Source organism: Cellulophaga algicola DSM 14237 (genome assembly GCF_000186265.1).
In the GTDB taxonomy this organism is placed as follows: domain Bacteria; phylum Bacteroidota; class Bacteroidia; order Flavobacteriales; family Flavobacteriaceae; genus Cellulophaga; species Cellulophaga algicola.
Genome location: NC_014934.1, coordinates 1,123,470 through 1,146,383, shown reverse-complemented (window position 1 = coordinate 1,146,383; position 22,914 = coordinate 1,123,470). Strand labels below are relative to the sequence as shown.

At 33.4% G+C, this 22,914-nt stretch carries 11 protein-coding genes; 2 read left to right on the top strand and 9 right to left on the bottom strand.

Annotated elements, in window-relative coordinates; all coding sequences use genetic code 11:
• Window positions 1-2: 2 nt before the first annotated feature.
• Both CELAL_RS04900 and CELAL_RS04895 read right to left on the bottom strand, forming a co-directional pair.
• The gene (locus tag CELAL_RS04900) at window positions 3-1,091 is read right to left on the bottom strand and encodes a sensor histidine kinase (RefSeq protein ID WP_013549803.1); all 1,089 of its coding nucleotides are present in this window, start codon (window positions 1,089-1,091) and stop codon (window positions 3-5) included.
• 111 nt (window positions 1,092-1,202) lie between these two features.
• Window positions 1,203-2,405 carry a Pycsar system effector family protein gene (locus CELAL_RS04895; RefSeq protein ID WP_013549802.1) on the bottom strand — a complete coding sequence of 401 codons (1,203 nt, stop codon included), beginning with the start codon at window positions 2,403-2,405 and terminating at the stop codon, window positions 1,203-1,205.
• Window positions 2,406-2,460: 55 nt separating this feature from the next.
• Here CELAL_RS04895 and CELAL_RS04890 point away from each other — a divergent pair, with 55 nt between their 5' ends.
• The gene (locus tag CELAL_RS04890; protein ID WP_041557957.1) at window positions 2,461-6,174 is read left to right on the top strand and encodes a metallophosphoesterase; all 3,714 of its coding nucleotides are present in this window, start codon (window positions 2,461-2,463) and stop codon (window positions 6,172-6,174) included.
• A gap of 22 nt (window positions 6,175-6,196) precedes the next feature.
• On the opposite strand, the gene CELAL_RS04885 is transcribed toward CELAL_RS04890, so the two are convergent.
• Window positions 6,197-7,048, bottom strand: coding sequence for a hypothetical protein (locus CELAL_RS04885; RefSeq protein ID WP_013549800.1), 852 nt, complete (start codon window positions 7,046-7,048; stop codon window positions 6,197-6,199).
• 222 nt (window positions 7,049-7,270) lie between these two features.
• On the opposite strand from CELAL_RS04885, the gene CELAL_RS04880 reads away from it, so the two are divergent.
• Window positions 7,271-8,923: a solute:sodium symporter family transporter gene (locus CELAL_RS04880; RefSeq protein ID WP_013549799.1), complete on the top strand. Its 1,653-nt coding sequence runs from the start codon at window positions 7,271-7,273 to the stop codon at window positions 8,921-8,923.
• A 54-nt stretch (window positions 8,924-8,977) separates the two neighbouring features.
• On the opposite strand, the gene CELAL_RS04875 is transcribed toward CELAL_RS04880, so the two are convergent.
• From CELAL_RS04875 to CELAL_RS04850, 6 genes are all read right to left on the bottom strand, one after another.
• On the bottom strand, window positions 8,978-9,874 hold the full coding sequence (locus tag CELAL_RS04875) for a GyrI-like domain-containing protein (protein ID WP_013549798.1): 897 nt from the start codon (window positions 9,872-9,874) through the stop codon (window positions 8,978-8,980).
• Window positions 9,875-9,897: 23 nt separating this feature from the next.
• Window positions 9,898-11,229, bottom strand: coding sequence for a vanadium-dependent haloperoxidase (locus CELAL_RS04870; RefSeq protein ID WP_013549797.1), 1,332 nt, complete (start codon window positions 11,227-11,229; stop codon window positions 9,898-9,900).
• A 3-nt stretch (window positions 11,230-11,232) separates the two neighbouring features.
• A complete protein-coding gene (locus CELAL_RS04865) occupies window positions 11,233-14,481 on the bottom strand; it encodes a VCBS repeat-containing protein (RefSeq protein ID WP_013549796.1) in 3,249 nt (1,082 codons plus the stop codon).
• Complete coding sequence (locus tag CELAL_RS04860) at window positions 14,471-17,851, bottom strand: VCBS repeat-containing protein (RefSeq protein ID WP_013549795.1); 3,381 nt, start codon at window positions 17,849-17,851, stop codon at window positions 14,471-14,473. Before CELAL_RS04860 ends, CELAL_RS04865 begins: the two co-directional genes overlap by 11 nt.
• 245 nt (window positions 17,852-18,096) lie before the next feature.
• Window positions 18,097-19,686 (bottom strand): RagB/SusD family nutrient uptake outer membrane protein, encoded by a 1,590-nt coding sequence (locus CELAL_RS04855; RefSeq protein WP_013549794.1) that lies wholly within the window; start codon window positions 19,684-19,686, stop codon window positions 18,097-18,099.
• 12 nt (window positions 19,687-19,698) lie between these two features.
• Entirely contained in the window at window positions 19,699-22,764 is a 3,066-nt protein-coding gene (locus tag CELAL_RS04850) for a SusC/RagA family TonB-linked outer membrane protein (protein ID WP_013549793.1), read from the bottom strand.
• Window positions 22,765-22,914: the final 150 nt, after the last annotated feature.

Below are 22,914 nucleotides of genomic sequence, written 5' to 3'. Positions count from 1 at the left end.
AATTATAATTTAGGAAAATCAACAATAAAAGTTGCCCCTTTTGGAGTGTTAGGGGAATAAATAATTTGGCCTTTATGACTTTTTACAATGCCATGTACTACACTTAATCCTAGCCCTGAGCCTTCTCCTACGGGTTTGGTGGTAAAGAAAGGCTGAAATATTTTTTCCTCATTGGTTTTTGATATGCCAGAACCTTCATCAGAAATACTAATTTTTATATGGTGTACCAATTCTTCAACCTTAATTGAAATTGTGGAGTGCGGTGGAGAAAAGTAAATAGCATTCATAATTAAATTAAACAAGACTTGTGTTAGTTGAACACTATCTGCTCTTAGTTGAATAGCATCTTTATTTATAGAAAGGCTGTGTTTTACTTTATTTTTCTTAAAAGTAAGATCTAAGAGATTCAGTACATTTAAAATAATAGGATTAATGGTTAATATGCCCATTTGTTGTGGCATTTCGCAAGTAAAAAACATCAGTTTTTTAACTACTTCTCTCGAGAAAATAGCGCTGTCAACAATTTTATCCAAATCACGAATGGCTTTTTCTTCTGTAAGGTTAGTTTTTAGAAGTTCTGCAAAACCTAAGATATTGGCAAGCGGTGTGTTTAATTCGTGCGCTATTCCCGCAGTGATTTCTCCTAATATATTTAATCTATCTGCTCGCTCAACTTGCCTTTTTATAGTAATTTCATTTTCTCGTATTTGTTTTTTTTCTAATAGGTTCCCAATGGCAAGACTTATATTATTTAGTAACGTAAGTTCTTCTTTTAAGAAATCTTTTGGAGTATAATCGCTTTCAGGATAGCCTACAATAATATGTCCATCAATAGTATTAAAAACGTTTATAGGAGATTTTATAGATACGAGTGCAGGAAGTATAGAATGAGAGGTTATATCATATTGGTCACAGGAAAGAAATACAAAAGCATCTTTATCATATCGCATTGCTTTTTTTAAGCAGTCTACAATGGCTTCTAATGTAGTTTCTAATTGGTTGTAATCACAATTTACGATAATAGAAGTTACCTCGTAGAGACACGTAAGTTCTTTTATTCTTTCTTTAAGTTTTTCACCAGTAGTTGTCATTGAAGTGTTATATTAATTCAAATAAAACAATGCAGCCTCTTTCTTATTGAAAGATAAGTTGCAGTTTAAAATGGTGGTTGATTTAAAAAATTTACTTTATATAAATTCCTTTTAAGTAGGTAATTCTATGATGCGTTCTGGTCCATAAAATTTTAAGGCTACAAAAAATGCAATTACAGATAGTACCATACCAATCATAAAGATAGTATACGTCCAGCGTAAAAGCTTATATTTTTTATCTAAAACTAATCCTAGAAAATATAAATCTTTAGTCAATGAAGAATACACATATACTTGGTCTTTTATTAATTCTTGAATTGCCCATTCATATTCCTCTAGTTTCATTTTATGAAAGTTTCCAAAAAATAGTAGATTTACTTTTTTGTTTTCAACATCTTCCTTGGTAAACTCGCCACTCGTTACATTAGGCCGCGTAGCTAATACTGACATAATCATTGATGCAACACTAAAAATAACAAATATTGCAGCGGGTATTACTAAGTAATCATTTGTGGGGTTATCCAGTTTTGGTATTAGGTTGGCTAAAATTAAAGAGATAATAATAGCATTTACGGATAGTAAAATGTTAGCTTTTGTATCTGCAATATCACTTAGCTTTAAATGATTGCGCATGGTTACGCGAAACATAGTTTGGATGCCGCGTTCAGGACTTTTGTTTTTTAAGCTAACTTTTAACTCTTCTTTTTTTACGAGCTTGCTATTTTTCTTTTTTTTCTTTAATAAGTCTTCTAAGTTTTCGTCTTTTTTTGGTTGCCAATTTTCTTTGGCATACTCGGTATAATAATGATGTTGCGTTCTAAAGAGCTCAATATTCTTATTACGCCATTCTTTTCTAGTTAAAGTAGCGATGTTTAACTGGGCTAATTCATCTCTTAAAAGTTCAGACGTTTCTACGTAACTACTTTGTGCAAAATGCGAACAATCTGCATCTTTTATAATTTCTTCACAAATATCTTTGGGGTCATGACCCATTTTAGTGGCTAAAATTAATCTGCAAACGGTCGTTATAAGACCTTGTTCACAATTTAAGTTTTCTAAAAATGCTTTAGCAAGTTTAGCTCCGTGTTCTTCATGATCTGTAGCGCTAACGGTGTAACCAATGTCATGAAGCCATGCAGCAATAGTGATTGCGTTATTTTCTTCCTCCTTTAGGCTATAAAAGTTTAGTAATTCTTTAGTACTTTTAACGACTCTTTGAGTGTGTCTTAGATTATGATACAAATAGCTGCTATCTAATTTTTTAGTCAGTAGCTCTGTAGCATGTTCTTCGGTTTTGGATAATATGTCGTTCATATGAATCATGATTAAAAGTCCAAATTACAAATTTTATAACTCTTTACTTGCTGCTATGCATAAACATTTTACTCTTATCGTAATTCTTTTGTTTTTTTCAGGATGTGCTACTTATCATGCTAAGTATAAAAATATAGACGACAATCAAGATACAGCCACTACAAAAGAAGTTTCGCATACTTTTTATTTGATTGGCGATGCGGGTTTGTCTCCTATTGGAGGTATGAATCCTGCATTAAAGGTTTTTAAAGAAAGATTAACTAAAGCAGATAAAAATAGTACTGCCATTTTTCTTGGTGATAATATTTATCCAGCTGGTTTGCCTGATCCGGTAGATTCTACCTCGGCTTTTAGAACTGCTGCTAGCCATTTAGATGCTCAGATTTCAACCTTAGCTAATTTTAAGGGAAATAAATATTTTATTCCAGGGAATCATGATTGGTATACAGAGGGACTAGTAGGGCTAAAAAGAGAACAGAAATATATTCAAGAAAAATTAGCTAGTGATGATGTCTTTTTTCCGGAAAACGGCTGTCCTATTGAAACTATTGAGATTAATGATGATGTCGTGGTTGTAGTGATAGATACAGAGTGGTACTTGACAAATTGGGATAAACGGCCAGATATTAATGATAAGTGCGATATTAAGAGTAGAGACAAATTTTTGTTAGAAGTAGAGGATGTTATCAAAGACAATCGCGAGCGTACTACTATAATTGCGCTGCATCATCCTATGTTTACCTATGGTTCTCACGGTGGCCAAACCACGTTAAAACAACAACTGTACCCATCAAACAAAAATATTCCTTTACCCGTGCTTGGTACCGTGGCAAATGTGCTTAGGAAAACAGCGGGACCTTCTATTGAAGATAATAACAATAAAATGTATCGGGAACTGCGTAATAGAATTACCACATTAGCTCAGTTCTCTGATAAAGTAATTTTTGCATCTGGTCATGAACATACCCTGCAATATATTGTTGAGAAAAATACACCACAGATTGTAAGCGGCTCTGGATCAAAAAAGGGACATACAAAATTGCTGAATGGTAGTGAGTTTTCAACTGGACAAATGGGGTATGCTGTATTAGAGGTTTATAAAGATGGTTCCTCAAAGGTTCGTTTCTATGGCTTGGATGATGATTTATCTGAAAATTTTCTTTTTGGTACTGAAGTATTGAAAAGAGATAGATTTTTAGATGATACAATCTATGATGAAAACTTTCCTGCTACCGTAAGCTCTTCAATTTATAGTGCGGAAGAAGTAGATAAATCTAAATTGCACGAAAAAATATGGGGAAAAAAATACCGAAAGTATTATGGTACTAAAATTTCTGCCCCAACGGTAAGGATAGATACCTTATTTGGCGGTCTAGAACCTGTTAAAAAAGGTGGGGGTCATCAATCTAAATCATTACGATTACGAGATAAGAATGGTAAAGAATATGTAATGCGTGCTATTCGTAAAAGTGCAGAATTATACCTTCAATCCATGGCATTCCAAGACCAGTATATTGCAGATGATTTAAAAGATACCTATACTGAAAAATTATTAGAAGATTTTTATACAGGCGCACATCCTTTTGCTCCTTTTGCAGTAGCAACCTTATCAGATGCGGTAGATTTATACCATACAAACCCTGTACTTTATTATGTGCCAAAGCAATCTGCCTTAAAAGAATACAACGATACCTTTGGAGATGAGTTGTATATGATTGAAGAGCATGCGGGAGACGGACACGGAGATTTAAAAAGTTTTGGATATAGTGATGAATTGAAAAGTACAGATTCTATGCTTGAAGATTTACGAGATGATGAGAAGTATAGTGTAGATACTAAGCTTTATATTAGAGCACGTTTGTTTGATATGGCTATTGGAGATTGGGATAGGCACACAGATCAATGGCGTTGGGCAGAATTTAAAGATAAAGATACCAAAAAAGTAGTATACAGACCAGTGCCAAGAGATCGGGATCAAGTATTCTCAGAAATGGGAGATGGTATATTAATGAATATTGCAACGCGTATAATACCTGGTTTGCGATTAATGGAAGGTTTTAATGATAAAATTAGAAGTGTAAAAGGCTTTAATTCATCTCCTAAAACCTATGTCTTGGACATGGCTTTGTTACCAGAGACTACGGAAAGTGAATGGATAGAACAAGCTAATTACCTTAAGAAACATATTACTCCAGCAGTTATAGATGAAGCACTTTTAGCTTTTCCTGAAGAAATAAGAGATGAGAAAGTTGCTGAAATTAAAAGTACTTTGTTATCCCGTTTAGCTTCAATAACAGAAACCGCAGAAACGTATTTTTCCATCCTAAATAAATTTGCAGTAGTTACAGGAACAGATAAGGATGATTGGTTTGTAATTAATAGAATAAATGAAAATGAAACAGAAATTAAAGCGTACAGAAATATAGGCGATAAAAAGAAGAAGCTGTTTTTCGAGAAGACTTTCAATAAAAAAACCACTAAAGAAATTTGGGTGTATGGTTTAGATGATGATGATTTATTTGAGGTAAAAGGAGTTAAGAATAATGCAATTAAAGTAAGACTAATTGGAGGTCAGAATAATGATATATACGATGTAGAGACACCACGTAATATTAGTATTTACGATTATAAGAGCAAGGAGAATACATTTAAAAATGTAAAAGGCGTTAAGGTAAAGCTGATGGATGATTATACGGTGAATACCTATCAGCCCTTAAAAATAAGGACCAGTACAAACCAGATTATACCCACTTTAGGTTTTAATCCGGATGATGGTGTTAAGATAGGGTTCCAGAATACCTATACATATAACGGGTTTAGACAAAATCCGTTTACACAGAAACATGAACTTGCAGCATCATATTATTTTGCAACGAGTGGTTATGATGTTGCCTATACCGGGGAATTTGCACATATTTTTGAAAACTGGAATTTAGAACTTGCAGCACGATTTACGAGTCCAAATTTTTCAATTAACTTTTTTGGATTTGGGAATGACACGGAAAACTTTGATGATGATTTTAGTATGGACTATAATAGAGTGCGTATTGAAACTGTAAAATTTGCTCCCTCTTTAGTTTGGAGGGGTAGATTAGGAGCAAAGTTTAAAGCAGGATTTAATATTGAATCTATCGAGGTAGAAGAAACAGCAGATAGGTTTGTAAATGAATTTTACCAGGCCAATGGTGAAGAAACTAGAAATAGTTTTATTGGTGCGGAAGCAGAATATACATATGAAAATAAGGATAACCAAGCATTTCCAACCTTAGGGATGGCCACAGCGCTTAAATTAGGGTATAAAACAGATTTAAATGACGCCGATAATGGGTTTGCTTACGTAGTGCCAAGTTTGTCTTTTGATTACAAATTAATATCAAATGGGAGATTAGTCTTAGCTACTAAATGGAAAGGTCACTTTATTGTTGGTAATGATTATGAATTTTACCAAGGGGCTAGTATTGGAGGGGTAGATGGGTTACGTGGATTTAGAAATCAACGGTTTACCGGAAAATCTTCCTATTATCAAAATACAGATCTAAGGTTTAGCTTGCGAAAAAAAAGAACCAATATTTTACCTACAGCCATGGGAATTTATGGAGGGTTTGATTATGGTAAAGTTTGGATTCCTACAATAGATTCAAATACTTGGCATACCTCATATGGGGGTGGTTTTTTCTTGAATGCTGCAGATATCATATCTGTTAATGTAGCTATTTTTAATAGTACAGATGGTGCAAGATTTACTTTTGGGCTAGGCTTTGGATTCTAACTTATATAGGGCTTGAGCTGTTTTATTTTAAGGTATATGAATATAGATTTTGACCCGTTTTAGCGCGCTCTTCATCAGAGACTAAAAGGGTGTTGTCGTCTTTAAAACAAACAGATTCTATTTGCGTTGTTGCACCTAAATCAATAGTTTTTAACCTACCATTAATAAAATCATCACCTTTAAAATCAGAATAAATCCATAAAAAGCCATACCCTAAGATCACTAGTTTTTTCCCGTCTGGAGAAATAGTAGCAGAGGTAACTTGACATACTCGAGCAGTTTCACAAGGAGTAAATTCACCCACTAATTCTGCAGCGTATTTTCCAGGAGTATCTGGGATTTTATAAATAAACGTTTTTCCAGTAAAAGGTTCTGATCTGTTTTTTGTGATGATATAAAGTGCATTATTAAAATGAAACAAGGCTTCAGCATCATAAATTAAATTATCTTTTTTTGGAGGAAATTCTTTTTGCTCAGGATAATAAAATTCTATTTGCTGTGCATCAATTTTATTTCCAGGCTCTATTTCTGGGTTTGGAACTTTGTAAACAACTAAATTTTTTCGTTCGTTAGCATTGTTACCAATATCACCAATATAAAGATTTCCTTTTTTATCCTGAGTTAAATCTTCCCAATCATGGTTTTTAGCATTTTTAACTCGGAGCTCTTTTAAAATTTTGCCATTAAAACCAATTTGATATAGTACATCATCATTACCATGATCTTCTACAAACCAAGCCTTTTCATTCCCGTAATAAGCAATTCCAGAATTTTCTTTTACGGCTTTAGGTAGTTTGGTAACAAAGGTTAGCTGTCCGTAGTTGGAACAACCTGTTAAAAAAACAGCAATAGATATAAACGATAAAAGTTTCATTTTTTCGATTTAAAAAATTTTTCATTTAGATTTTACAAAGCAACGAAATAGCTTTTTTAAAATGGTGAAATTCCTGTTAAAATGAATTTTTGATTAAAGAAAACGTTGTAGTTGTATGAATATGATAAATGATTCTACTATACTAATAATTATAGGCGTGTAAATTAAATTATGTGTAATTATTCCAATATATTTATAAATTATAATCAAACTAAATAAAAAATGTTAGGAATTATTTCATTTGTAGGATTTACAGCTCTTGTGGCTATCATTTCTTACTTTGCTACGCGGAAGACAGACGAATCTTCATCAGATGGTTATTTTTTAGGAGGAAGGAGCTTAACGGCAGGAGTAATTGCAGGTTCTTTATTGTTAACTAATTTATCTACAGAGCAAATTGTAGGGTTAAATGGTAGTGCTTATAAAGACGGATTATCTGTTATGGCATGGGAAACTTTAGCTGCGATAGCCATCGTCGTAACTGCAATCTTTTTATTACCTAGATATTTAAAAGGAGGATTAACCACGATACCAGGGTTTTTAGCAAAACGATTTGATACTACCACAAAAACAATAACTTCAGCCTTATTTTTAACGGGTTACGTTGTAGTTCTATTACCAGTTATACTCTATTCTGGCTCTGTAGCGATAAGTGGTATGTTTGATATTCCTACCCTATTAGATGTTTCTGATAAAACGGCTCTTGTACTGTGTATTTGGGGTATAGGAATTATAGGTTCTATATATGCTGTATTTGGAGGGTTAAAAGCTGTTGTGGTTTCAGATTCTATAAATGCAATTGGTTTATTGATAGGAGGAATGCTGATTCCTATATTTGGATTAATGGCTATCGGTGATGGTAGTGTTTTAGGAGGATTAGATATTTTAATAACTTCAGATCCAGCGCGGTTTGATTCTACAGGAAACCCTGGTCAAGAGGTTCCTTTTTCAACGATTTTCACAGGGATGATGTTGGTGCAATTATTTTATTGGGGAACCAACCAACAAATTATTCAAAGAGCATTAGGTGCCAAGAATCTTGCAGAAGGACAGAAAGGATTACTTTTAGCTTCATTTTTAAAAATATTAGGTCCGTTAATTTTAGTCTTACCAGGAATGATAGCCTACCATTATTTTGATAATGGACTAGCATCTAGTGATATGGCATATCCTGAATTAGTACGGGCAGTACTGCCAAAACCTTTAGTAGGTTTCTTTGCAGCAGTACTCTTCGGGGCTATTTTAAGCTCTTTTAATAGTGTTTTAAACAGTTCTGTAACACTTTTCGGAATTGATATTTATAAGCAACACATTAATCCAGAGGCTCCAGAAAATATTGTTGTAAAATATGGAAAAATATTTGGAGTTTGTTTGGCTTTAGCGGCAATGTTTATAGCTCCTTTAATTGCTAATGCCGATAGTTTATTTAATTATTTACAGAAAATAAACGGAATTTATAGTATTCCAATTTTTACCATTATTGTTGTGGGTTATTTTACAAAAAGGGTGCCTGCAATTGCAGCAAAGATCGGTATTATATCCGGTTCCATATTATACATTATTAGTGAGTTTGTTGTTGGGCCAAGCATGGTAAAAGCTGCATTAGAGAAAGCGGAATTAGCAGGTGTTACGGATGTAAATGCACTTAGGTTAATAGAGGCTGGTGCATATCCTCATTTCTTACATAACTTGGCAATTTTATTTGTATTGAATATAGCTATTATGTTGGTTATTGGATATTTCTATCCAAGAAAAGAACCATTTGTTTTAGAGTATACCAATCAGGTATCTATTACACCGTATAAATATGTAAATCAAATAGGTATTGCTATTTGTGTTATTGTTATTGCTATTTATGTCTACTTTGCAAAGTAGGTCTTAAGATAAATTATTAAATAAAAAAAGGAACTCTGAAAAGAGTTCCTTTTTTTATTTAATAATTATGGGCATAAAAATTTCAGCTTTCCATTCTAGTTCATTACCTCCAAAATTAGGATTCGTATAAAAAACTTCAATCGGTAATTTCTTAACCGATATATTTTTGGATTTAGCGGTATTCATTAGTTTGTACCATGCTCTGTCTGATGTAATGTAGTTGCCGTTGTATTCTGTTTTAAGCATATTACCTCCTTCAAATCTTCTGTATTTAATGTCTTTAAAATAAGGTAAGCTGTCTTCTTTTATGATTGGATAACAAAAGTCATAATAAATGCTATCATTTTTTGTATTCCAATAGGTAACCTCTATAAAAGGAAGACCATCTGGTTTTATTTTATTAGTAGCCATAATATTGTCGAGATAAGGATGGTTTTTCATCATACCACCAACTTTTTTATTTTGTGTGGTTTTAATGCTTACGTAAGCCACATATTTAGATGGTAATTTCTCTTGTACTACAGTTCCAACTTTAAAGTTCTTAAGATGTTCAATTAAATAGGTGTTAAATTCAGAAATATTTTCTTTTACTTTTTTTTCAATAGTTGTTTCTGTAAAAGGAATTTTTAGCTTGTTTATAAGGCTGTTTTTAGTATCTGTAGCATACGCTTTTACAAATGACGTAGAGTCTGTAGTTGGCTCTATAACCCATTCGTAGGTGTATGTGTCTTCACCCAAATCTATTTGCTGACTTAGCATATTTAAATTATCTGAAAATTGAATTTTAGAATCAGTATACGAGTTGGACCAAGCTTTTAAGGCTTGATTAATTACTCCAACATTTGTGTTCGTTTTAAAACGGACTAAATAATCATACGGTTTAATGAATAAATACCAGATTAATCCGCCAATACTAATAATTGATAGTATTGAAATAATTTTTTTTTTCATATTGATAACCAGTGTGAAATGTCCTATTTAGCAAGCATTGTTAGCTTTTTATTAACAAAACCTCCAAGATCTCTACCTTGATTTATGCCTACTTCTACTGCAGAACGGTAATGTATACCCCCATACATTCTGCTTATGGCTGCTTCATCTGCAGCTTGTAAGAAAGATTTAAAGTGCCTAACTGGTAATCCAAAATTAATTTCACTATCGTCTTCGAAATCAAAATTTTCACCAAAAATACTCGTAAGTGTTGTGGCAGCTGCTCCAGAGACAACGCTATGGCCACTAGTGTATTCAGGAAATGGAGGTGTTTGTAAAACGGGTTTCCAGTTTTCGTCAATATATTGATTGATTAGAGTTTCAGGTCTAATTAAATTGCTTCTATATTTTTCATCCCAACAACTTATAAAAGCATCATACATAGCAATAGATGTTTTAGTATGAGCAAAAATAGTTTTATCAAAATCAGCATTAGTCTTTTTACTTGCTATTTTGGTAATGCCAATCCAATGTGCTCCGGGCGTTATTTTCTTTTTCGCAAACATAAGATGTCCTTGAGTAACAGATACGTATGGGTTGCAGTCCCAAAATTGCGCTATGGCTATTTCTTCACAAGTATCTCCCTTTTTTTCCATTTCGTTACTCACATTGTAGACTTCAATTAACTCTTTGTAAAACTTTGAATTTTTGTCCATAGAAAATGGAGGTGGAGGTACTGGTTTAAATTGTGAGGCAGAATCTAGAGCAAAAGGTCTTATTTTACTCCAATGTGGTTCAATACCATCCATATAGGAAGGAGGGGTTGGTTGCCATCTGGATTGATCATCAGTATCTACTGTAAATTTTGGCATGGTACGGGTTTGCTTGTAATTGTCTTTATCCATCCATTTTGCAATATGTTCTGCAACTTTAAGACCGTAGGCTTTAGAATTGTTAAATGTTAGCCTATTTTTTGTTTCCCAAACCTTATATAAGCTATCTCTAAGAACTTCCATTTTATCCTCTGAAAATATTAGCTTTCTACTTAGATCCATATGTGCTATTAATGCAGATACTTGGTAGTTAATTTGAATATCTTTATCTGGTGTTGGTATGCTCGTTAAGTCTTTAATTTGTCCAACTAATGTAGCGTAGTCACTATTGTTTTGTGCTACTATTTCATAAGCAGCAATATTCGGATACGCAAATATTCTACTCGCAACAGGAGGAGAAAATATATCATGAATCATGATGTTAGTAATTTTATCTACTGATGCATGATATTCATCTGTTGTTACTATAATGGGTTCATTTTTTTCTTTGCATGAACTAATTAAAAGTGCAAAGAGGGCTATAGCTTTTAGTTTTGTTTTCATATTTTAATCTAATAAGTTATAAACTTGAATTTTGTCATTGTTTATCGTTGCCAACAAAAAAGGTTTTTTGTTGATATAAATAATATTTAAGTGTCTTACTGACTTTAAAGAAAAGTCTAATCCAATTTCATTACCTAGTTTAATGTTATTTATATTTTTTATAAGTGCTCCTGAAAATGAGTCAAACCTCCCTTGAAATGGTTTAACGCCAAAATAATTACCACCTGCTAAAATTTCATCTCTCCCGTCTTTGTCAAAATCAAAATTAACAAATGCTGTAATTGGTGCCGTTTGCATTTTATTTTCAAAAGCAACAAAAGTGAATTTATTATTATCATTTTTTAAATATCCTGACCGCAGCTCTTGTACTGAGAAAAGTGTAGCTTTTTTAATTATATCAGTCCCAAATATCTGGTCTACTGTTTTTCCTGCTAAACTTTTGTACGTAGGAAATTTCTTTTTTAAACTTACCAGTTGACTAGTCAGTTCAACAGCATTTTCTAAAGGATAATAAGCATTATTTTTTTCAATAGCGACTATCGTTTCAGTACTTCCGTTCTTGTCAAAATCTGAATAGTACATTTTTAATGGATATTTTTCTGAGGCTATAAATTTAGTGTTTGTTCCCCAGTTGCCAATTAAATAATCTTTATCTCCATCATTATCAATATCGAAAGGGATAATTGTTTGCCATAGCCCATTGCTATTTCTTAAGTTTACGTCTGTTTTAATAAGATTGCCTTTGTCATTTTTAAAAAATAATGGAGACATCCATTCTCCCACAATTATTAAGTCTTTAATGCCATCATTATCAAAATCATCCCAAATGGCATCTGTAATCATGCCAGTTTGTTCTAATGCTTTGTTTTTTACTTTAATAAAGTTCCCCTTATTGTTATTAAGTAAATATGATGATGGAATTTTTCCAAAATCATTAGAAGTCGCGTAGTTTCCAATAAATAGATCCAAATCGCCATCATTGTCATAATCAAATGGTTTTACAATTGAAGCATTTTCAAAGTCCTCAACAATATTTTTTAGTTCAAAAACAGAATCTTTTGCAACATAATAGCTATCATTAAGTGGTGCCATTTTATTATAGAAATCGCCACCACCAGTCGCAATAAATAAATCATTTTTTTTATCACCATTAAAGTCAGCAATAACAGTAGCTATATCTTCTTTGATAGAATCATTGAAGATTGAGGGGTACTTGGTGCGAACAAAACCACGATCGTTTTGAATATAAATTTGAGAAGGTATAAGTTTTGAACCTCCAAAAAAAATATCTTCTTTGCCATCATTATTAATATCACCTATCGCTAATGCTGGGCCATTGTCAGAAATTTGATACGGCATTAGTTTCTGTCTGTTGAAGTCTATATAATTATCTTCTTTATGAGTAAAATTAATACCTAAATTTCCTTCAGCTTTATTAAATAGTTTTTTTGAGCTAGTTTTTAATTCGTTATAATCAAAGGTCTTGGTGTTTTCAGGTTTTAAAGTTAATGTCTGATTTGTTTTTACATTTTTTAAAACTTGGTAGGTATTATTTGGCCAAATTATTTTTATAGAATCTATTTTTTCTGTCTGATTGAAGCCAAAATGAACAATTGGTTCAGAACTTGATTGAAAACCCCTTGCGGTATACAGTTCTTTATATTGTAATATGTTATTGGTATACGTAAAAACTTTTGTGCCTATGCCATCGTTGTTTTTTTTGCTGTACTCAAATTTTAGCTTTAAATACCTAGCTTTACTGTTGGTTTGGTTTACGTATACCTGGGCGGGCGTATTAATATTATTCACAACAATATCTAAATCACCGTCATTATCTAAATCAGCAAAAGCTGATGCGCCAGAGATAAGAGAATCATTTGCTATCCAAGTTTTAGATTCATCCTTAAATTTTAAATCACCAAGACCTTTAAAAATATAATTTTGTGCAGCTCCCGAGGGCATCATGTTTAGTGCTTGTTTGTCTACTAGTTTAGTGTTATTTAATTTCTGAACGATTTGTTCATTTGATGCAAAATTGATAAAATCTAAATCGTTAGGGCGTTTAGGTATGCCGTTAGAGATAAAAACATCTTGTTCTCCGTCTTGATCATAATCTCCAAAAAGTGCGCTCCAGCTCCAATCTGTTGCAGAAATGCCACTTAATAGGGCGGTTTCTGAATATGGGGCATCTTTTTGATTTACTTGAAGCATGTTTCGAGTAAATTGATAATGGTAACCATACAACCCAGTTCTTAATTTTTGTATTTGAATGTCATCATCTCCTTCTGAAGATTTTAGCACTTTCTCATCTTCTGCTAACATATCTAAGGTTAGTAAGTCAGACCATCCATCATGGTTGATATCTGCAGCATCCATACCCATTGTAAAACGACTCGTGTGACCAAAATTGTCTCTGAGGCTTTCAGTAAAAGTGCCATTACCATTATTTAAATAGTAATAGTCATCTTCATGAAAATCATTTCCTATATATATGTCAGGATATCCATCTTGGTTAAAATCAGCTATTGAAATACCAAGTCCATAACCATTTACTCCACCATAAATTCCAGCACTTTTGCTCACATCAATGAACTTTCCGTTGTCGTTACGTAGAAGTTTATCGCCAGACTGAAAATCTCTTTTTAGTCTAAGATTTGCTTTACCAAAAGATTCTTGGGTATGTACGGCATGATTAAGTAGGTAAATGTCTAGATCTCCATCAGCATCATAATCAATAAATGCAGCAGAAGAACTGTAGGAGTCATAATCTAAGCCATATTCTGCAGCACTTTCTGTAAATGTATTATTTCCATTGTTAAGGAATAGTTCATTGTGTCCGCTAAAACCATTTATTCCTACTACTGCACAAACATAAATGTCTAATAAACCATCACCATTTACATCACCCATAATAGTTCCTGTATTCCAAGAACTGTTGCCTGCAACACCTGCTGTTTGGGTAATATCTTCAAAAACAAGCTTACCTTTGTTTAAATACAATTTATTTTTTACTTGATTTCCTGATAAATAAATATCAGGGAGGCCATCATTATTGATGTCGCCAATTGCTACGCCGCCACCATTATAAAAATAGAGGTAATCTAAAATATTTACATCATCGGTTTCTGTAAGTGTATTTGTAAATAGAATATTAGTTTCTTCTGGTGTTGGATTTTTAAAAAGACTTCCCTCGTTATGCCCACAACTTATGAGTAAAACGCTGTATATGATAAGTATTAAATTATTTTTCATTTAGATTAAATACTTTAGGTTGTTCATTATTAATAGCTGCTATAAGAAAAACTTTACCGCTTTTGTCTTTGAATAACTTGAGGTGTTTAACTTCATTCTTTATTTCAAAACCACTTACTGCATAAGCTTGCCATTCAAAATTATTTAAACCATCACCCAGTAATACATTTCCATAGCTAGCATCTTGCCTAGAGTATTGCGGTTTAAATTCAAAATTATTCCCGGCTAGTATTAAATCTATATTTCCGTCATTATTAACATCAGTACAAGTGATGCCACAAGTGCATGAAAATTGAACTCGAGGAGGAAGAATTTTATATGTAAATTGTCCGGTACCATCATTTATAGCAACAATAGATTCCATTATTGTTGCCTCTTTACATATAGAACTTTCAAAAACATCCTTAGGGAACAACTCAGAAATTGTTCTTTTTGCGTATTCAGATGCTTTTAGATTTTTCTTTTTTAGTGAAACTATTTGTGCCATTATTTCTCTCTTCTGATGTAGTGGGTAATCATTGCCACTAAAACTTTGAGTGAAAATTTGTTCAATAGTTCCATTGGAGTCAAAGTCATTAATCCACATTTTCATTGGATTTGAATTTGTAGCTTTGTAAGGAACATTACTACCTTGATTCCCTATTATTAAATCTAAATCGCCATCATTATCAATATCTGCAGTTTCTATGGTATTCCAAAACCCTTTTAGATTATCTAGATCAGTAGGGAATTTAGCTAACCTCCTCCCGTTATTTTTATAAATATTAGGAACTCCCCAATCAGATACTGTAATTAAGTCTGGTTTGTTATCGCCGTCAATATCAACCCAGATAGCATCCGTTATCATTCCTGCATTTTTAGTATCATAAGCTATTTTTTCTGTTGCATTGCTAAAAGTGCCATTTCCATTATTTTCTAAGAATATATGATTTGGATCAATGCCATAATTTCCAACAATACTTCTAGAGCCTATAAAAACATCAATATCTCCATCTTGGTCAAAATCTACAGGGGCAATTACTGAAATATTTTTAAATGCTGAAGGAAGATTTTCTTTGCTTTTACGAAACGTCCCTTTGCCATCGTTTAAATAGAGTCTTGTTGTATACGTATTTTCGCTATCAACTTCATTTCCGCCAGATCCAACCATTAAATCGAGATCTCCGTCCTGGTCAACGTCAAATAAGGCTGCTGCGGTATCTTCGGCATTTGCATCAGCAATCAAAGCTGGTTGCTTACTTGCGGTTAATTTTCCGCTGCCCTTATGAATGTATATTATACCTGACTGGTTTTTTGAGCCTCCAATGAAAACATCTTCATTTCCATCATTGTTTATATCACCTACCGCCAAGGCTGGTCCTTCTTGTGAAATTGCTTTAGAAATCAAACCTTCGTAATCAAAATCTTGATATGTATTTTCCTTATGAGCAATTAGATTGTCTTCATTAATTGGAGTTAGTAAAGTTTTTTGTTGTGTATTTTTAATTGGGATGTACTTCTCTTTTGCGTCTTTGTGTTTTAAAGTTAAAAACTGATTAGCTTTTACATCAAATAGCTTTTGAGTCTGATCATCAGGCCATAAAACTTGTAATGAATCTATTTTTTTTGTTTTCCCCAGACCTATAGTCATGGTGTAATCCATAGAAGACTGAAAACCTCTAAAAGGCATAAGTTCTTGAAGTAAAATTGTATCGTTAAGATAGAGTTTAACACTGGCGCCAATGGCAAATCTATTTTTTTCTGAACCTTCTAGTTTTAGTTTAATATAATTGTTATGTGATAATTTTTGTGTATTATTTTCGTAAATAAAAAGTGGCATATTTACATTGTTAACAATTAAATCTAAATCGCCATCATTATCTAAATCACCATAAGCCGCGCCATTGGATAAACTAGGTATTTCTAATCCCCATTTTTTAGTGGCATTATTAAAGGTGAGATCACCATTATTTTGGTAAGCATAATTAGATTGTGGTGCAATGGGCATTTTATTAATAATGGAATCTATAGATTCTTTTTTACCTGTTAACGCCATTTTTTGAACAATCTCACTTGCAAAAAAATCTATGAAATCAAGATCGGTTAAATCGTGATTAACCCCATTAGTGACATAGATATCTTTTAAGCCATCATTGTCCATATCAAACAATAGACCAGCCCAACTCCAATCTGTTTTTCCTACTCCACTATAATAAGCGATTTCAGAAAAAGTATTATTACCATTATTGAGTTGGAGCGTGTTTTGGATATATTGCTGATAAAAATCTTTACTTTGCTTAAGCTTAAATACGTTGTAACCTTCAAATTCCATGACAGATTTAACTCTTTGGTCCCCTTCTGGTAACATGTCTGTTATATATATATCAGTAAGACCGTCATTATTTATATCGGCCATGTCTACGCCCATTGCAGATAAAGATAGGTGTGAAGTCCAGTTTTCTATTTCTTCATTAAATGTTCCGTCTTGATTATTAATATAGAGGTAATCTCTTTCGTAGAAATCATTTGAGATATAGATATCAGGATACAAATCTCCATTGATATCACTAACCATAACTCCAAGACCAAAACCTATTAAACTTCCGTATATCCCAGATTCTTCACTAACATCAACGAATTTTCCGTTATCATTTCTTAAAAGCATATCTCCAACCCCTTTAAAAATATCAGGAACCCCTTCCCAGTCTTGAGCGCGAACACCTCTTTGTTCGGCATAGCCAAGGCTACTTACAGGTATATTACTGTTGTTTAATATGTAGGCATCAAGGTCGCCATCTTTATCGTAATCAAAAAAAGATGCTTGCGTAGAGAAACCTGTTTTTGCTAAATTATATTGCGTAGCTTTTTCGGTAAAGGTTAAGTCACCGTTATTAATATATAAATCATTGTCATGATTGTTGCCTTTCATGTTTCCGGCATTACTTACATAAATATCTAAAAAGCCATCATTGTTTATATCTACCATTACGACTCCTGTAGACCATGGTTTATTTCCAGCAACCAAAGCTTTATCGGTAATGTCTTCAAATTTTAAATTCCCTTTATTTAAATACAATTTATTGGAATGCATATTAGAGGTTAAGTAGATATCTGGTAGCCCATCATTATTTATATCTCCAATGGCTACACCACCACCATTGTAGAAGTTTCTATATTTAAAAACGTTGAAGTTTTTTTGATTTTGTACTTCATTGATAAAGTTGATTCCTGTAGCCGTGGAGTCTAGTAACGTAAACATTTGATTTTCGATACTTACTTTTTGCTTTTCAGATTTTTTTTCTTCGTTACAAGAAGATAGGATTGCTAAACTTAATAGGGAGAAGTAAAGAATTTTTTTAGATTTCAATAGGTGTATACGTTTAGTAATCATTTTAAGTAGTAATTTTTGTATAAAAGTAGAAAGTGTGTAATTTTTTTCTAGTCAAAAAGCGAGGTTTAAATTACATAAGTTACTAATTCTATTTTTTTAAAATTAGCATTGGTCCCTATCAGCTAAGGTAATTAATTAAGTAGGCACGTAAAACTAAAAAGGCATTTTTTAGAGCTGCAAAAATGTTAAAAAGTAAAAGACCGTACGTTAAGTACGGTCTAGTGATTTTATGGATAAAATAAATATTAATACCCTGGGTTCTGCACTAAGTTAGGGTTAGCTAATACATCAGATAATGGAATTGGGAAAATTTCTAAATGAGCATCTCCTGCATCTTTAAGATTCCATGCTCTAAGATACTGACCAAATCTAATTAAATCCGGTCTTCTAAAGCCTTCTGCGTACAATTCTCGTCCTCTTTCTGCAAGTAAATCTGCTTCACTTACCGTAGCTAAAGCTGTTGCGCCTCTTTGTATTCTTAAAGTGTTGATCATAGCAGTTACATCAGTACCATTTCTAAACATTGCCTCAGCTTTCATTAAATAGGCATCGGCAAATCTATATTTTACAATGTGTTTTCTATCATGGCCACCTTCTTCATTAGGGTGGTATTTTAACATTCTTGTTCCAGATGTTTCTAATGTTGCATTATCTGAAGGAGCGGTATATTCAGCCTTTTCAACTTCTTTAGTAAAGACTAATGGTACTCCACCAACATTATCCCTTGCGGTTAATGCTGTTCCATCTTCTTCATATTGTTGACCTATTAAGAAACCATATCCAATACCTAAATTATCTGAATTTGCAGTAGTAGCATCAGGTACCCATCCTCTTCGTTCTTCTTGACCGTCGCCTTGGTAGTTCGTATCTGGATCACCTTCGAACAATTGATAAAACTCTGAAAGAGTTGCAAAGCCATTCCAGCCACCATCAGCTTGATCTGGAGAGTTAAGATTGTAATGTAATGTAGGCCAAATTCTAGACCCTGTGCCGGCAGGAGACCACCAAATTGTTTCTACGTCATTACTTGGTCTAAAGATATCAAAGAAATCTCCAGCTGCAGCTAAAGTATAACCATCAGCAGCTATAGCATCTACGGCATCAATTACTACTTGCATATCGGCTGGGTTTGCAGCCGTATTTAAGTAAATATGCTTATTTAAATAAAGTGCAGCTAATAGTTGATTGGCTGATGCTTTAGTTGGTAGTGATTTTTTTGAAATATCATCACTAGCAGTAACTGTTGGGAGGTCTCTAAGTGCGATATTCAAATCGGCAACAATACTATCAATAGCTGCTTGACCAGTTAATACAGATGGTGTTTCACTATTTGGTAAATCAACATCTCTATAAGGTACTTGTCTCCACATATCAAGGATCCACGTCATTGCCCAGGCTCTGTAAAAATGAGCTGCTGCTTTTTGCTCAATTAAATCGCCGTCCGCAGTGATTGTACTTTGGGGGTTGATTATACGAGTGGCGTTGATAGTGATACTGTTAAGTTCTTGCCAAGTATTGATAATATCTGTTAATTCTGCATTCCAGGTTTGTTTATGCATGGAAAGCCATCTACCGTTATCACCCCAATCTGTTCCTCTTGTAGGAATAATGTATTCATCCGTTGAAACTTCATTCAATGCATATAGTCCTGCTTGATTTGCTAAATCACCTCCGGCTACGATATTTTGAAGGTTAGAAACTTCACTATCTACATTGGCAACACCTGCAAAACCTTCGCTAATTAAAGAGTCCGTTGGCTCAATCTCTAAATCTGAACAAGCTGTTATCAGTAATAGAGATAGTGTTAAGCATGAATAATTTATTATTTTTTTCATATTTATTTTTTTTTAAAAAGTCATGTTAATTCCAAAACTAAAAGTTCTTGGTCTAGGGTATGATAAATAATCGATAGATGCAGAAGGTAAGCCACTTGCTGATACATTAGAAGTACTTACTTCAGGGTCTAATCCGCTATAATCGGTAATTAGAAAAAGATTTTGGCCAACAGCGCTTAAACGCATGCTTTTAAAAACTCCTGCGCCACTTAAGGGTACATTGTAAGATAATGAGGCATTTTGAAGTCTAACAAAGTCACCTTTTTCAAGAAAATAGGTACTAGCGTTACCAGATGAAAGGTTTATGTTGTCATCTAAAACACTTTTTAGGTTATTTCTGCTTCCAATCTGAGGTTGTGCAAATAAGGCATTAGCCGTGTTGTTGTAAACATAGTGCCCAAATTGGCCAGCAAAAAATACGGAAGCATCCCAATTTTTATACGATGCACTTGTGGAAAAACCAGCAATAATTTTTGGTAATCCAGACTTATCTAAAATCGTTGAGTTTTCATCTACTTGATAGTTTTCATCTACTAATCTAACATTGTAGGTGTAGAGTGGTTTGTCATTAGCTAAAACCTGTGAGAAAGAATCCGTTAAACCAGGACCATATAATTGCCCTGCAAATATATTGGGACCTTCATAATCTGTTAGTTTATTGTCGTTGTATGATATATTGAAATTTGCATTCCAATTAAAACCATCCCCAACTATTATATCGTAATCTAGTCCTAATTCGATACCTTGATTTAAGATTGTTCCGTCAACATTTTGAAAAACAAATGGAGAAGTAGCAGGTTGTACCGCTGGTAAATTTAATAAGATGTCAGTTGTTTCTTTTCTATACACGTCAATATTACCTGTTAAACGATCATTAATAAAACCAAAGTCTAAACCAAGGCCATATTGAGCGGTAGATTCCCATTTAAGATCTGGATTAGCAAATGCTACTTCAGAGGAAGCTGGTTGTGATAATTGCGTTCCTGCAGAAATTCCTAGGGCATTCCATCTAGTTCTATTTACAAAGTTGCCATAGCCAAGACCGTCTTGATTACCCGTAATACCCCAGCTAAATCTTAACTTTAAGGTAGAGAAGGTCTCTTCGTTTATAAAATCTTCTTGATTAAGTTTCCATGCAACTGCAGCTGATGGGAAAAATCCATATTGATTATTTGTACCAAATCTTGAAGAACCATCAGCTCTGAAAGTTCCAGTGAAAAGATATTTGTCGTAAAGCGTATAGTTCAGTCTTCCAAAGAACGACTGTAATTCGTCAGTATTGTCAAATGTATCAACTCTAAAAGCGTCAATTCCTGTAGAAGGTGCACTAAGAGTCGTTTCATTTAAATTTGGGAATAAGTTTAATGCTCTAAACTGGTTTCCAGCAGCAACGTTATCATCAAAAACACCTATACCGTAACCTTGGTAATTACTGGTAATGTTTTTTGTGTTTTCGTAAGCTTGATTGGTGATTGCGGCAATTTCATTCAAGTCTGATGTTCCATAACCTTGACCTAGTAAGTTTTGTCCATTTCTATTAAAGTCTTGATAAGAAAAACCTACAAGTGCATCTAGTTTAGAATTTTCAAATTCCTTGGTGTAACTAGCTGTTAATTCTAGTAATTTATTTTGAGTATCTAAAATACTTACTGCCCCTCTACCATTTCCTACAACGCCATTTCCTAATCCTAATGTTTGAGGACCAGCAACTTGTTCTCTTGAAGATGTAGAAGTGTCAAGACCTAAATTTAATTTAGCAGACAATTCGCTGGTAATTGAATAATCTAAAGAAACATTACCTAAAAATCTATCCGTATAGGTATTGTCATCATAATAGGCTAGTAAATTTGCAGGATTTCTATCAGGACTTGTATTATAGTTTGGATCAGCATTCAGTGTCGGGTTTGAATAATATGCTGAGGCTAATAAATCTCCAGTACTACCTGCTGTTCTAGTGATGAAAGGAACTCTATCATTTATTCTAGATATAGTTGTTTGTACGCCAACTTTTAATTTGTCTTTAAAGAATCTCTGATTTACGTTAATTCTTCCTGTAATTCTTTCTAAATCAGTATTTTCTATAATACCGAATTGTTTTGAGTAACCAAAAGTAGCTCTAACGTTTCCACTTCCATAATTTTGTGAATACGAAAAGTTATTGTCTGTTGAAGCCGAAGTTCTAAATATGAAGTCTTGCCAGTCAGTAGACGCGCCTAAGTTAGCCCCTCCTCTTTCAATGAATTCTTCAGTAGTTAGTAAGTCATATTGATTGGCGACTTTTGATATACTTAAGTTACTGGAAAATGTAAATTGGCCATTAGAACCGCCACCTTTTCCTGATTTTGTAGTAATAACGACAACTCCATTTGCACCTCTTGACCCATAAATAGCAGTTGCAGAGGCATCTTTTAAGATGCTCATGCTTTCAATGTCGTTGGGATTAAGGAAGTTTAATGGGTTCTTAGATCCGCTAGTTCCGGCTCCAACATCTTGACCTGATGCAGAAACACTTTCATTTGAAACAGGAACTCCGTCAATTACGAATAGAGGACTGTTGTTTCCTCGAACAGAACCTGTACCTCTAATTCTTAAGGCAATACCAGCACCGGGTTCACCGCTCGACTGAGATATTTGTACTCCAGAAGTTTTACCTTGAATCAATTGTTCGGGAGATGCAATAACACCGCCGTTAAAATCTTCCGACGTTACAGATGCAACAGATCCTGTAGCATCTTTAACGGTAGTAGTACCATATCCAATAATAACAACTTCATCCAAGGCCTCTGCGTCTTCGGCAAGAGTTATGTTCACGGTTGTTTTCCCATTTACAGCTACTTCAGATGTCTTATATCCTATGTAGCTAAACAATAAGGTAGCATCAGATGCTACGTTACTTAATGAAAAATTTCCGTCAAAATCGGTTTGAGTACCGTTTGTGGTACCTTTTACTAAAACACTCGCTCCAGGTAAAGGCCCGCTGGCATCAGAAACAGTCCCTGATACCTCCTGTGCTTGTATCATGCCAAAGCATAGAAATGCCCCAGCAATAAGCAAGCTTTTAAATAGCTTAATCTTCATAGATAATTAATTTAAGTTGAGTTAATTTAAATTCAAAAGTTAAAAATATGTAAAAAAGTTGTTAAAGTTATAGGGCGTAATCAATATGATTTTACGAAAACGGTTTCGTGTTGATAACTTTATTTTGTTGCGCTAATTTTAAAATACACC